The organism is Parapedobacter tibetensis (assembly GCF_024704835.1).
Lineage (GTDB): Bacteria > Bacteroidota > Bacteroidia > Sphingobacteriales > Sphingobacteriaceae > Parapedobacter > Parapedobacter tibetensis.
In genome coordinates this window covers 449536-463341 of record NZ_JAMXBE010000004.1, presented here as the reverse complement: position 1 = coordinate 463341, position 13806 = coordinate 449536, and the positions used below count along the sequence as shown (strand labels likewise).

14 protein-coding genes are annotated in these 13806 nt (G+C 45.2%); 6 read left to right on the top strand and 8 right to left on the bottom strand.

Features of this window, described 5'->3' with window-relative positions; all coding sequences use genetic code 11:
• The first annotated feature begins 2 nt into the window (after nucleotides 1–2).
• The 3 genes from infC to rplT all read left to right on the top strand — a co-directional run bounded on the left by infC (nucleotide 3) and on the right by rplT (nucleotide 1247).
• A complete protein-coding gene (gene infC / locus NF543_RS09360; protein WP_257667856.1) occupies nucleotides 3–572 on the top strand; it encodes a translation initiation factor IF-3 in 570 nt (189 codons plus the stop codon).
• A 34-nt stretch (nucleotides 573–606) separates the two neighbouring features.
• On the top strand, nucleotides 607–807 hold the full coding sequence (rpmI, locus tag NF543_RS09355; RefSeq protein ID WP_257667855.1) for a 50S ribosomal protein L35: 201 nt from the start codon (nucleotides 607–609) through the stop codon (nucleotides 805–807).
• A gap of 95 nt (nucleotides 808–902) precedes the next feature.
• Nucleotides 903–1247 carry a 50S ribosomal protein L20 gene (gene rplT, locus NF543_RS09350; RefSeq protein WP_257667854.1) on the top strand — a complete coding sequence of 115 codons (345 nt, stop codon included), beginning with the start codon at nucleotides 903–905 and terminating at the stop codon, nucleotides 1245–1247.
• Between the two features lie 74 nt (nucleotides 1248–1321).
• Here rplT and NF543_RS09345 read toward each other — a convergent pair whose 3' ends face one another.
• From NF543_RS09345 to NF543_RS09315, 7 genes are all read right to left on the bottom strand, one after another.
• Entirely contained in the window at nucleotides 1322–1771 is a 450-nt protein-coding gene (locus NF543_RS09345) for a GNAT family N-acetyltransferase (protein WP_257667853.1), read from the bottom strand.
• Nucleotides 1764–2768, bottom strand: coding sequence for a type I glyceraldehyde-3-phosphate dehydrogenase (gene gap / locus NF543_RS09340; protein WP_257667852.1), 1005 nt, complete (start codon nucleotides 2766–2768; stop codon nucleotides 1764–1766). Before gap ends, NF543_RS09345 begins: the two co-directional genes overlap by 8 nt.
• Nucleotides 2769–2870: 102 nt before the next feature.
• Nucleotides 2871–3467: a peroxiredoxin family protein gene (locus tag NF543_RS09335; protein ID WP_257667851.1), complete on the bottom strand. Its 597-nt coding sequence runs from the start codon at nucleotides 3465–3467 to the stop codon at nucleotides 2871–2873.
• A 98-nt stretch (nucleotides 3468–3565) separates the two neighbouring features.
• Nucleotides 3566–4837 (bottom strand): aspartate kinase, encoded by a 1272-nt coding sequence (locus tag NF543_RS09330; protein ID WP_257667850.1) that lies wholly within the window; start codon nucleotides 4835–4837, stop codon nucleotides 3566–3568.
• 14 nt (nucleotides 4838–4851) lie between these two features.
• Nucleotides 4852–5691, bottom strand: coding sequence for a DUF3298 and DUF4163 domain-containing protein (locus tag NF543_RS09325; protein WP_257667849.1), 840 nt, complete (start codon nucleotides 5689–5691; stop codon nucleotides 4852–4854).
• A 36-nt stretch (nucleotides 5692–5727) separates the two neighbouring features.
• Nucleotides 5728–6183, bottom strand: a complete 456-nt coding sequence (locus tag NF543_RS09320; protein ID WP_257667848.1) for a GNAT family N-acetyltransferase — start codon at nucleotides 6181–6183, stop codon at nucleotides 5728–5730.
• A 112-nt stretch (nucleotides 6184–6295) separates the two neighbouring features.
• Nucleotides 6296–6961 (bottom strand): YggS family pyridoxal phosphate-dependent enzyme, encoded by a 666-nt coding sequence (locus NF543_RS09315; RefSeq protein ID WP_257667847.1) that lies wholly within the window; start codon nucleotides 6959–6961, stop codon nucleotides 6296–6298.
• Between the two features lie 443 nt (nucleotides 6962–7404).
• Here NF543_RS09315 and NF543_RS09310 point away from each other — a divergent pair, with 443 nt between their 5' ends.
• Genes NF543_RS09310 through NF543_RS09300 form a run of 3 tightly spaced genes read left to right on the top strand, consistent with a single transcriptional unit; the run spans nucleotide 7405 to nucleotide 11005 of the window.
• A complete protein-coding gene (locus tag NF543_RS09310) occupies nucleotides 7405–7986 on the top strand; it encodes a DUF4296 domain-containing protein (protein WP_257667846.1) in 582 nt (193 codons plus the stop codon).
• Nucleotides 7983–10358 carry an endonuclease MutS2 gene (locus tag NF543_RS09305; RefSeq protein WP_257667845.1) on the top strand — a complete coding sequence of 792 codons (2376 nt, stop codon included), beginning with the start codon at nucleotides 7983–7985 and terminating at the stop codon, nucleotides 10356–10358. The genes NF543_RS09310 and NF543_RS09305 overlap by 4 nt, the downstream gene beginning before the upstream one ends.
• A 2-nt stretch (nucleotides 10359–10360) precedes the next feature.
• Nucleotides 10361–11005: an MgtC/SapB family protein gene (locus NF543_RS09300; RefSeq protein WP_257667844.1), complete on the top strand. Its 645-nt coding sequence runs from the start codon at nucleotides 10361–10363 to the stop codon at nucleotides 11003–11005.
• 63 nt (nucleotides 11006–11068) lie between these two features.
• Here the strand turns inward: NF543_RS09300 and NF543_RS09295 are convergent, their stop codons facing one another.
• The gene (locus NF543_RS09295; protein ID WP_257667843.1) at nucleotides 11069–13714 is read right to left on the bottom strand and encodes a TonB-dependent receptor; all 2646 of its coding nucleotides are present in this window, start codon (nucleotides 13712–13714) and stop codon (nucleotides 11069–11071) included.
• Nucleotides 13715–13806 lie beyond the last annotated feature (92 nt).

Here is a 13806-nt window from a genome sequence, read left to right as displayed (position 1 = left end):
AGTTGGCATTAAACAGACCAGGATTCAGAGGCCCAAGACCTCCATTTAGGAAAAAGGAGCCAGAACATCGTATCAATGACTTCATCAGGGTACCAGAGGTGCGCTTAGTTGGCGAAAATGTGGAGCCGGGAATTTACCCTACACGCAAAGCATTGGATCTTGCTGATGAATTGGATCTGGATTTAGTGGAAATTTCACCGAATGCCAGTCCACCCGTTTGCAAGGTTATCGATTATAGCAAGTTTATATACGAGCAAAAGAAAAAGCAAAAGGAGATCAAGGCAAACGCCAAACAAACAGTTATCAAGGAAATCCGTTTTGGCCCGAATACCAATGACCATGATTTTGAGTTTAAGCTCAAGCATGCGATTAAATTCCTGGAGGCAGGTGAAAAGGTACGTGCATACGTGCATTTCAAAGGCCGGGCGATAGTCTATAAGGAACAAGGAGAAATCCTGTTACTGCGTTTTGCGCAGGCCCTTGAAGAGTACGGCAAAGTGGAATTATTGCCGAAATTGGAAGGCAAGCGGATGTTTCTCACCTTATCGCCCAAATCATCAGGGAAAAAATAAGAAAACTAACAAATCGATATAAAAATAGCGAATCATGCCAAAAATGAAAACCAATTCCAGTGCGAAGAAGCGTTTCAAACTTACTGGAACAGGTAAAATTGCGAGGAAGCATGCTTTCAAAAGTCACATTCTGACCAAGAAAAGCACCAAGCGTAAACGCAATCTGACACAGACAGGTTTAGTGTCTGATGCGGATACGGGCAACGTGAAACGTATGCTTGCTATCGGCAAATAATTATTAGGTTTAAAATTAACAAAAATCATTGACCGGGTATTGGGTTGTAAGATCGTTGCGAAACACGGCGCCTGCTACCAAAAAAACAAAAAATTATGCCACGTTCGGTTAACTCAGTAGCGTCAAGAAGAAGACGGAAGAAAATCCTCAAAATGGCCAAAGGCTATTATGGGGCACGCAGCAAGGTATACACCGTTGCAAAGAATACAGTAGAAAAGGGATTGCAGTACGCATACCGCGACCGCAGAACCAAGAAAAGGGAGTTCAGGGCTTTATGGATACAACGTATCAACGCCGGTGCCCGTCAGCATGGGATTTCATATTCGCAACTGATAGGTAAGTTGAACGCCAAAGACATTGGGTTGAACCGTAAGGTGCTGGCCGATTTGGCCATGAACAATCCGGAGGCATTCAAGGCCGTCGTAGACGCAGTAAAATAAGGTTTTAACCCCATTCGATTTTGTTAGGAAAAAGGGAAGTCATTGGCTTCCCTTTTTTGTGGAATTAAAACCACCTATGAGTTTTTGTTGTACAAGTCAAGATACATCACCCTATGCAGGCCAATGCCCGGAATTTCAAATTCTTCCGAGAGGAATTCAAATCCAAGGTTCTGATAAAAATCATGGGCAACCCTCCGGGCATTACACCACAGGTAGTCTGCCTTCATTTCGTTGGCCAAGTGGTCAATGACCTCTTTGAGTAGTAAGGTGCCAATCCCCTTGCCTTGCCACTCCGGATGCGTGGCCATGCCGCGTAAGCGGTAACCTATCCCTGTATAGGGCTCCATGGATTCGAGCTGACAGGTAAGGATAGACACGATTTCGTCCACAGGGGAATGGTATCCCAAATGGAAAGTGGTAGGCAAATCATCGGCTTGGAAATAGCATTCGGTTGTTGGCTCACCGTTGCGGAGTACGCTGCTCCTAAGGGGGAGTGTGTCTTCAGTAGCGATGAATTTAATCATTTTCAGCAATTTTAATCAACAAATCCACTAAGCGATTGGAATATCCATATTCATTATCATACCAGCCAACTACTTTAATCAATCCACCGACTACCGATGTCAGCTGAGCATCAAATACGCAGGAATATGGGCTATTGATGATGTCGACGGATACGATAGGATCCTCGGTATAGCGCAATACGTTTTGGAGTACTCCTTCCGCAGCTTTTCTAAACGTCGTGTTGATTTCGGATACGGTTGGTTGGCTGTGTAAGGTACAGGTAAAATCCGTCAACGAACCATTCAAGACGGGTACGCGGATGCCAGCACCACCAAGTTTACCCTCCAGATGCGGAAACACATTGGTGATGGCCTTGGCGGCGCCCGTAGTGGTAGGGATGATGGAAGCAGAGGCGGCTCTTGCTCGCCGGAGGTCGCGATGAGGGGCGTCATGGAGATTTTGATCACCTGTCATGCTATGTACAGTGGTGATATAACCATCTTGGATACCCCAGTTTTCATCCAGCACCTTGACCAATGGTGCCACGTTATTGGTGGTACATGAAGCATTGGATAGGATGGGGCTACGTAAATCAATGGAAGCTTCATTGACCCCCAATACCACAGTAGGGACATCCCTGTCTGATGAAGGGGCAGATATGATCACCTGTTTTGCCCCGGCTTCTAAATGTTTGGCGGCTGCTTGCCCACTCGTGAATTTACCGGTGGCTTCTATGACTACATCCACATCCAATGATTTCCAAGGCAACTTTATCGGATCCCTTTCGGCAAACACTTGGATGGAATTGCCATCTATAATCAAGGTATTTGGGGTTGCTTCGATATTGCCGCCATAGGGGCCATGGACGGAATCATACCGGAAGAGATGGGCCAATGTGTGGGTATCAGCTAGGTCATTGATGGACACCACATTGATGCCCTTTACCTGCCTAAGCAGCATGTTGCGGAGCGTGTTTCGGCCGATACGACCGAAACCATTTATTGCAATTTTCAACATTTAATAGGTTATACTACGTAGATGGTTAAACCAAGTCCAAAGTTAATCATTAAAATGATTACTGTTATACCACGTGGTTTATTATCTTATGCCTTATGCCTGTTACACCTGATTAATGGCTGCGATTACCTCCTCGATATCTTTTTCACCACTCCAATGCTGTTTCAATATGCCGTCGGATCCATACACATATGTGGCCGGATATTGTGAAGGGATATGGAATTTGTTGATAAACTCGGCATTACGATCATACAATAGTGTAATATTGTCTTTGCCAATCAAAGGCTTGGCGTAGGTATCCAAAAAGGTACTCATAAGCGCTGGGTCATTCATCGAGACAAAATAAACGTGAACATCTTTGACGCGGCTGTAATGCTGACCAAGATCTCTTGCTTCATGTTGGCAATGGCTGCAACTTGGGTCAAATAGGATGAACACAATATTCTTGCCGTCTTTGGCGAGATCTTCACGGCTGAAACGTATACCGCTTTGCAAAATATAAAAAGTAAAATCAGGGATTATTTTGGTTGGTTCAACTGAGGTTGGGGCGACAGCGGGGGAGGCGCTTGCATGGCTTTGTATTGCCGATTCCTTAGACTCGCTTTGCGTATGAGGTTGTTTACTGTTTCCATTACATGAAAGGGAAAGTGCCAGGCACATAAAAGTAGAAATACGGATCATATATTTTTGGCAAATCATATGCTTATTGTTTTATTAGAATCATATTTTATCAAAACTATGCAAAAAATCAAAGAAAATAAATGCTTAACCATTAAATGACATGGCCGTTATCCAATTCATCTGGGGGCAAGTTTCCTAACCAAGAGCTGGCAGGTATAGCTATCCTTGAGCTCCATGATGATTTCCTTTTCCACCAGGACACGATCTATAGTCTGCTGGTTGTAATGACGTATGGTGATGAGTTCCAATCCGTTTTGACGCTGCACATCATATCGTGCTTTTAAATCACGGAGCAACTCCGCTATGTTTTCTCCTGTGCTATCTATACTTACCGAAAAGCTTACGGCGCTATTGTGCATCATATTCACCTTGATTTGGTACTGGTGGAAACGGCTGAAAATGTCACTGAGATTGTCTTCTACAATAAACGAAAAGTCTTTCGGCAATATGGAAATCAACACTTGATTTACCTTGAAGATAAATGAGGGTATCGGTAAGGTGCCCTCGGTTTGGCGTATCTGCGTGCCTCCATTTTCAATATCGATGAATGACTTCACATGCAACGTAATATTTTTGTTTTGCAGCGGTTTGATAGTCTTTGGGTGGATGACCGTGGCACCGTAATAGGTAAGCTCAATGGCATCCAAATATGAAAGTTCAGCAATTAATTCTGTCTTGTCAAACCATTTAGGATCGGCATTTAGTACCCCTGGTACATCCTTCCATATGGTTACGGCTTCGGCATCAAGACAAGCCGCGAAGATGGCTGCTGAATAGTCAGATCCTTCACGGCCAAGCGTGGTGGTGAAATTTTCGGATGTAGAACCGATGAAACCCTGGGTTACTGCCAATTGCTGCTCCAACAGGGTGGGTATTTCACTTAAGATGCGCTCTTCGGTGATTCTCCATGCCACACGCCCCTCCCGATGGGTATTGTCAGTAAAAATATAATTCCGTGCATCTAGCCATATATTTTTTACTCCGATGTAATTGAGGTAATGGCTCACGATGGTTGTAGAGACGAGCTCACCCACGGAAACAATTTGATCATATAAATAATCATAAGGATCCATTGGCTCGTCTTCCAATATCCACTCGATTTCGACAAACCGATTGGCGACATCGTTATAGGCCGGATGGTGCTCATCAGGAAAGAGTGTTCGTAATATGGTGTCGTGGTATTGTCTGGCTTGCTCCAACAAATCGGATGTATCATCCTTCTGGGTGAAATAGCTAAGGGTTAACCGTTCCAATAGGTTGGTGGTTTTTCCCATAGCGGAAACCACGATTAACAACTTGTCATTTTGGTGTTTTTCGATGATCCGGCCCAGGTTTATTACACCTTCGGCGTCTTTTACGGACGCACCTCCAAATTTGAATACTTGCATTTAGGGGTATAGCTTTACATGTTCAATTCCACAATAATCCGTTTTGCACGGTCCGTCAACAACTTTTCAACTTCCGAATAGGGAACACGGAGTTCAGTTTGTCCGTCTACATACGGTTTGATTTCATAGACGTTGTAAAGGAAAAGCATACTGTCTCGTTCGAGCCCAAAGTTGTCCGGAAGGCTGAAACGGCCTTGGTCAAAAAAATAACCGTTTTCTAAGGATTGGTCAACGGCAAGGTTTTCCTGTTTCCTAAAATGACGTTCAGCAACGGCAGTCAACTCATTTTGGTATGGTTTTGATACGATGTTATCAAGAGTGAGTGGTTGTCGATTGGGGATGTCATAGTGCATGAATACCGTGGCATAGTTGCCGTGCGCACCACCCGTGTAGGTGGAAGCATCGATTACCAACTCGAGGTAAGAGGGGGTAATGCGGTACACTTTGGCGTGGGACTCGGACGCCCAAACCCGTGGAAAGGGGTCGGATTGACGGAAATCATCAAATTCATCAATGAATGTTTGGGCAACCCCCTCCACTGATGCGGTATCATCACCAAGCAGCGCGCCCATCACGAAGCGGTTGACGGCAGAATCTTGGAATGACGGGTAAGACATCGCAAAATAAGTGGTGTCTGTGGTTTCACTGGTCTTAATAGGAAAGTCGCTGTATTTGATATAATTTTCATATTGGTATGCAAGCGTATCTGCATGTTGAACCTGGCTTTCTGCCTCATTATTATCTGAATTGGACTGGCAAGCACCAAGCACTCCGGCTCCGATAATCGCCAACAAGCCATACCGCCAGTTGGCGAATTTGGGATTCCTGAAATTCATACGTTTGTTTATCATCATGTCAGCGCTTTGGGGTTTAAATTGTCAATATAAAAATTAAAATGTGTCCAACGACACATTCACCCATTCCTTATCAAAAGTTGCACCATATTTTTGGTAAAAATTGATGGCGGGCTCATTCCATTCCAATACCTGCCATGCCATGCCACTGTACTGTCGTTCCTTGCATAACTTCCAGGTCGCATCGAACAGTAACTTACCGATGCCTTTACCCCGCATGTGTTCGGTTACAATGATATCTTCCAGATAAAGCCTACGGCCCTTCCATGTCGAATACCGGATATAAAAGAGGGAAATGCCCACGATATGGTCATCCACATCCGCCACAAAAGCCTCCCACACCGGAGCATCGCCAAAACCGGTGTCCACAAACTCCTCCATGGTTACGGTCACTTCATCCGGTGCTTTTTCGTATACGGCAAGTTCCTTGATGAGTTCCAGCATCTGCTGGCAGTCGGTCGCTTCGGCCTTACGTATGATTATGTTGTTCATTTTTGTTGACTGTTTGTCTTTTGTTCTTTCACACAGAGGCTGTCAAGCCTTTACGCAAAGAACGCGAAGGCATTTATTGCTTTCTTTTGCGAACTTTGTGTGGAACCCGCCTTCATCGCTCACCAAAAATTGTGCTCCCCAAACGTACCATCGTGCTACCTTGTTCGATAGCGATTTTGTAATCGGCAGACATGCCCATGGATAAGGTGTCAAAATAAGGGGTATCCCTGAAAAAACTCTGTTTAATGCCATCGAAAAGTGATTTCAGTTCATAAAATTCCTCTTTGACTATCTTTTCACTAGGTGTGTTGGTTGCTATTCCCATTAATCCCCTAATCCGAATATTCTTCAACTCGCCAATCTGTTCTGAACGCAACAATTCAATAAGTTCAGCATGGTCGAGTCCGAATTTAGTGTCTTCAGAAGCGATATGTATTTGCAAAAGGCAGTCGATGATACGGGCATGCTTCACTGCTTGTTTGTTTATTTCGCTCAAGAGTTTTAAGCTATCTACTGAGTGGATCAAGCCGATGAATGGCGCAATGTATTTGACCTTGTTGCTTTGCAGGTGGCCAACGAGATGCCATTCGATATCTTTGGGGAGTGCTTCGTGTTTCCCAACCAATTCCTGCACGATGTTTTCACCAAAGGCGCGGTGTCCGGCATGGTAAGCTTCCATAATATCGGATTGGGGTTTAGTCTTTGACACAGCAATCAGTTTGACAGCAAGTCGGCTTAACTCTTCTTCGATGGCTTTAATGTTATTAGCAATGCGCATATTTTTGACGATTTCGTTTTATGTTTCTCATCTTGTTATAACCTTTTTCTCTACGGCGGATGAGAGACTGGTAAGCCGCATAGAACTGTGTCACGAAAGTTCGCAGAGACGCTTTTCCGTAGTTGGCGGATTAAGCTCGCTAAGAAAAGCTCAGCGGTCTTCGCGTTGGAAAACTTTGCGCGCTCAGCGTGAAAAAGCTGCAATCTGCCGTACACCCCCATAATTGCGAAGCATTCACGAACACCTTTGGAGCTGACTGGAGGTGAGTAATTGCTTTTCACACACAATTTGTCTAAGTTTTCATCTGTCCTTAACTTTTCTCTCAATGGCAGATGAGAGATCGACAAATTGCTTTTCACACACAATTTGTCTAAGTTTGCACAAAACTACAAAACCTGCACCTATCTACCAACTGGAAAGATAGGCAAGGATAATATAATAGGATGCGACTGCTTTTGACCGGAATGATGGTTTTGTTTTTATACATCTCCTGCGGGGAGAAAATTCCTACTGATGTGATTCGGCAAAATCAGATGTCGGACATATTGCTGGATGTGCACCTAGCGGATGGTGAGCTGTCTTCTATGGCCATCGATTCGGCAAGAGCTTACCGAGAAACGTATTATGATGCAATCTTCAACCGGTATGGTATTGATTCCACGATGTTTAGGCGAAGTATTGAATTCTATTCAAGCAGGCCGTATATCATGAAAGAATTCTATATATCCATTGAAAAAAAGCTAGAAGGAATGAATAAGGCTGAGCAGGAGGAAATCGAAGCGAAATATCGGTCGCAACGGCTTGCAGACTCCATCAGAAATGTCCAGACGCTAGATAGCCTGTATCGTATAAAACGTGATTCGCTCGATCTCAAACGCAAGCGTTACCTATTGTTCATGCATAAAGGAGATAGCACATACAATGGGCCGGATTCCGTGAGCTTTGAGCAATTGCGAAACAAGATGTTGGAGGATATTGGCTTTGATAGGGCCCGGAAACTGCAGGATAGCATAAGACAAGAATGATTTATCCCGATAATGCCATAGACAAACTTGGGTTTGCGGACATAAAAACACTCGTCAAATCCAAATGCCTGAGTGAACCGGGCGAGGAGATGGTGGATAAAATACAACCTCAGACGAGGTTTGACCAAATCGATAAGTTTTTGAGGCAAGCCCATGAATTCAAGGAACTGCTTACCAATGACGCCCCGCTTCCCGTAGATCATTTATACCCTATTAAGCCCCATGCAGAAAAGGCCAGGGTAATAGGTGCTTTCCTTTCCGAAGAAGAGTTTTTCAATGTATTGCTGTCCTTGAGGACAGTATTTGCCGTTATCCGATACTTTAATGAACGCAATGGCCAATATCCCAATTTGGAAGCATTGTTTGAGCACCTTCCCATCGAAAAGAACATCATTTTGGCCATTGAATCGGTCATAGATGCCAAAGGAAAGGTAAAAAACAATGCTTCGCCGTTGCTGGCAGACATCCTGTCTGGCATCGTCAAAGCTGAACAGGAAGCTCGGAAACGCATCGATCAAGTATTCAAAGCCGCCCAGAAAAATGGCTGGACGGCCGATGGCAACCTCACGATCCGCGATGGCAGGCTATGCATCCCAGTGTTAGCCGAAAACAAGCGCAAGGTAAAAGGATGGATGCATGACGAGTCGGCCACCGGACAGACCGTATATATCGAGCCGGAAGAAGTGTTCCTCCTCAATAACAAGGTGCGCGACCTTGAATTCGAGAAGCGACGGGAAATCGTCCGAATATTGACCGCCTTGACGGACGAACTGCGACCACATATCCCTTTGTTATTGGCTTATCACAATTTGCTAAGCAAAGTGGATTTTGTACGTGCAAAAGCATTGTTTGCCATCGATATCGAGGCCCACATGCCTGAGTTGAGCAAGGATGCAACGCTTTCATTGGTCAATGCACGGCACCCCTTGTTACTGCTCAATTTCAGAAGCACCCAACAAACTGTGGTGCCACTCAACGTAAAAATAGAAGAAGGGCAGCGGGTCATTGTGGTCTCGGGACCAAATGCAGGAGGGAAATCCGTATGTATGAAAACCATTGGATTACTGCAATTGATGGTCCAAGCGGGTTTGCTTATCCCAGCGGATCCCACTTCAAAAATAGGGATATTCCGGCGGGTGTTTGTCGATATCGGTGATGATCAATCGATTGAAAGCGATCTCAGTACGTACAGTGCCCACCTTTCGAAAATGAAGTATTTTTCCGAACATGCAGATGCCAAGACCTTAGTGCTCATTGATGAGTTTGGCACGGGTACCGATCCGCTTTTCGGTGGACCCATTGCCGAAGCGGTGTTGGACACACTTAACCGTAAGCGGGTCAGAGGAGTGGTCACTACCCATTATTCCAATTTAAAAGTCTTCGCCAGCAATACGGAAGGCCTTGAAAATGCGTCCATGTTGTTTGACAATGCGGCGATGCGGCCCTTATATATCCTCCAAACCGGTAAACCCGGTAGTTCGTATGCTTTTGAAATTGCCCAGAAAATAGGCTTGAGCAAAGACATTTTATATGCCGCCAGGCAAAAGATTGGTGTCCAGCAAAAGCGAGTAGATACATTGTTGGTTGATTTGGAACGAGACAAGAAACTAGTATATGATGCTAAAACAGCTATCGCCCTAAAAGAGCGGCAACTGGCTCTACTGAAAGAAGAGAACGAAACATTACAGACTTATTTGGAAGAAAACAAAAAGTCCATTATCAGCAAGGCCCGTGAAGAGGCGAAGGAGATTATTAAGAATGCCAATAAACTCGTGGAAAATACCATTGCGGGCATCAAGGAAAGCCAGGCGGATAAGGATAAAACCAAAATGCTACGGAAACAATTGGATGCCGAATTGCAAAAACATACGCAGGAAACACCAAAGCCGGAAATCCATAAACAACAGCCCGTAGCGGATGACCATATTGAAGTAGGTGATTGGGTTCAACTGTTGGAAACGGGCAATGAAGCACAAGTAATCAGTGTTGCCAAAAATAACCTTGTATTGGCAATGGGCGAGCTCCGTACCGTCCAAAAGCGAAACAATGTAGCCCGTATTACAAATAAGAGCCCCAAAAAGGTTTCGCGGCAATCGCACCATGCCAAAATATCGAATGATGTAGCTAGTTTCCGTCCTGAAGTGGATGTACGTGGTATGCGTACCGAAGCAGCACTTTATGAAATCGAGAAATACCTGGATAGGGCGTTAATGATGGGGTTTCCAAGCCTCAAAATCATCCATGGCAAAGGCGATGGGATTTTGCGCAAATTTATCCGAGATTATTTGCGCAAATACGGAGAAGTGAGCCGAATGGAAGACGAACATCAAGATAGGGGAGGTGAGGGAATTACGTATGCTTATTTTGAATAAAAATGGACTTTTTACCGGAACACCATGATTTGATTTCTATTGGAATCTCTATACTGGCGGGCAGCCTGGTGGGGCTGGAGCGTGAGTACAAAAATAAATCAGCCGGCTTTCGCACCATTGTGCTCATTTGCTTAGGGGCGACGGTATTCACCATTGTTTCACGCTTTGGCGTGGGGAGTGACGACCGGATCGCCGCTAATATCATTACCGGTATCGGTTTTATTGGCGCCGGTGTCATCTTCAAAGATAAGTTCTCGGTAATGGGGCTCACTACGGCTGCGGTGATCTGGGTCGTAGCGGGGATTGGCATGGCAGCGGGCATCGGATACCATGGGTTGGCGCTGTTGCTTGCTGTAATTACCGTGATTGTATTATCCCTTTTTGCTAAAGTTGAAGGTGGCATGGAGCGGTTGTTCCTGACGCGCACCATTTTCGTTGGTTTTCACAATATGGATACCGATAACCTAGAAGAGTTGAAACGCTTGATGGATAAATATCGCATCAGACACACGCGTAAAACGGTAAGCAAACGCGCCGGAAAACTAGCCGTTGTTTTTGAGCTGAGTGCCGACAGGAAGAACCTGCAACAATTTAATAACGAAATGATCAGCTTGCCTTACGTAGACGAATTCCATTACAATTCATAAGAAAAAGGAAAGGCTGTCCTTCACTAAGAACAGCCCTTCCCATGTGTGTTACTTAGGTAACGTTTAAAAGCTATACGTGAGCCCAGCGTTCCACGTGGTGCCTAAGCCGTAATAGTAACCGTTGCCGGTTTTACGGCTGAAATATTCCTGGTTTAAAATGTTCATCACGTTGCCGCGGAATTTCAACCGCTGCGCCCCGATGTTGAACGTATAGCTGACTCCGGCGTCAAGAACACCGAACGAATCAAGTTTCTCGGGACTGTATACCTCCCCGTCAAGCACTGCATCAATGACGCTCGATGCATTTACTTGCTCATAGAGGTTGCTGTAGAAATTGTAATCGACATCGATTGACAACTCTTCCAGAATGTCATAGCGTGTTCCCAGTCCAAACGAGGTTTGGGCAGCGTCGCCAACCTTTGCACCGGAAAGTTCGAGATTACCACTTTGAATGATTTGTGAATTCTCATCATTTCTTAGGTTGAAAGGTGAATCGCCGTCATACTGCCAGTCACCCAATGAACCATAGCCGCGAATCATCCATTGCGGGGTAACATTTGCCTGGAAATCCAGTTCCAATCCTTTATGAAGTTGTGTTACACCGGTTAAGAGGTAAGTTGTTTCATCGTACACCGTTCCGTCGACTTCTATGCCTCTGACGAAGAACGTCTCAAAACGATTTTCCCAAGAGGTGTAATAGCCGTTCAGATTAACGACAAAATTTGGAATCGAAAATCGATAGCCGGCTTCCAGTCCGAAAATCTCCTCGTTATCCACCTTTGGATCGGTAAATTCAACGCTGCCCTGGGGGAAAATGTTATCCAAAAACGGCTGACGGGAATACTGGCCGATATTGGCAAAAATCGTGTGCTGATCTTCAAAAGTATAAGAAGCCCCGCCCTTAATGTTATAACCTATTTTGTTTTCAGTATCAGATTTCGCTTCTCGTTCGTCATAGTTCCAGCGATTGTATTTCACATAAGACTGGTTGGAAACAGAACCTTGCGCAAACACCGTAAATCCATCTCTCGCGTATTCCACTTGTCCAAAAGCACCCTGGTAATTAATGCTTTCCGAATCGTCATAACCTACCCGCTGATCTTCTGGTGCGTAGTTGAAAAGCGCCGCCCAAGGGTCTGCTTTGTAAGATTTGGTGATTTCGAAATCACCGCCGTGTGCCGGGCTATTTTCAATCCGGCTATTTAATCCCAATTTATTGATGACCTGGCGGAAGTGGTCGCCTTGGTAAAACCGGAGATCAGCCCCAACATTAAATGTAAAGCCATAATCCGTCTCGTGCGTGAAATTCGATACCATTCCATACCAGAAGTGGTTGTTCATCGAAGCCCGCAGCATGGTGCCTTCGTATCCTTGGCTCACACCACTTGTAATCGAGTTGTTATAACTCGCGATATTATCCCAAAGTAATTCACCGTTGGGTCCGTAAGCCGGGCCGAATTGCTGGTCTAGGCGGTTTACACCGTTGCCCAACGCGCCCGTACCGCCACCCCGCCCAATGGACGCATAGAGTACGGTAGAAAGTGATGATTTTTCGGTAATATCAAAGTCCCAGTTAAGATTGGCTACCGGTTTATGATAAAAGTTGGTTACCAGTGACAGTCCGTCGCCGTTGTAACGGCCATAATTATGATTGCCGCGGATACCGGTTAAATCGTAGCCGGGAAATTCAACGCTTCCGTTGTCGAAATAGCTCGTTTCCATATTCTTGGCATAGTTCTGTCCGTGCTGTTGCGGCGCACCGAAGAGCATGAAGTTGAAATTATGGCTTTCGTTTGGTTTGTAACCCACGGAGAAGAAGTAGCTTTGTCCATTTCCTTGCGTACCTACGGCGTATTTAGCATCTGCGCGCCAATAATCCAGCATCATGGAAAAGCCCCATTTATTCTTGAGGCCGGTATTATAGCTTACCGTACCCTTAGCGTAGCCGTTGTTGCCAGTCATGAAACGAACGAAACCGCCTTGTTCCAAGTCCGTCGCTTTAGTAACAATATTTATTGTACCGCCGACAGAAGAGATAGCTAGTTTAGACGATCCTAAACCACGCTGCACCTGCACGGCGTTTGCCACGTCAGCGATTGAACTCCAGTTGGACCAATACATGTTTCCGTCTTCCATCCCATTGATCGGCTGTCCATTCAGCAGGTAAGCCGTATTGGATTGATCGAACCCACGTAGGAAATTCTGTCCATCACCAAATCCGCTGGCCTGGTTCGTTACATAAACCGATGGCGTGTTTTTCATGATTTCCGGGAACTCGACGTTGCCGATACCCTTGTTTTGAATTTCCGATCTACTAACGGTAGACACCGCAATAGGCGTTTTACGGTCTTCGGCGATGTCGATGATTCCACGGCCCACCACTACTACTTCTTCCAACGATTGCGAGTCCGAGGGCGATAATACGATGATACCCAAATTGGATGTTGTAGAGAACGGCACCGTCTTGCTCGAAAAGCCGATGATTCTGATCATGATTTCACCGGATTCGCGGTCTGTGGAAAGGGTAAAGTTCCCGTCGCTATCGGTTGCCGTAGCGATGGAAGTGCCCCTGATCAAAACGGTTGCTCCGGCCACTGGCTCATCGCCATCGGTAACCTTTCCCGTGAGCGCACGCTGTGCCCAGGAATAATTGCTGATCATTAAAAAAACAGTAACTAATGTTGTCCATTTAGTAATTTTCTTTCTCATACGTACATAAATTGATAAAAATTCGAGTGTGAATGAAGTCGTTTTTCCTCCTAAGCGAGAAAAATGAAAATTCAAGTGCCGTGAAAAACGAT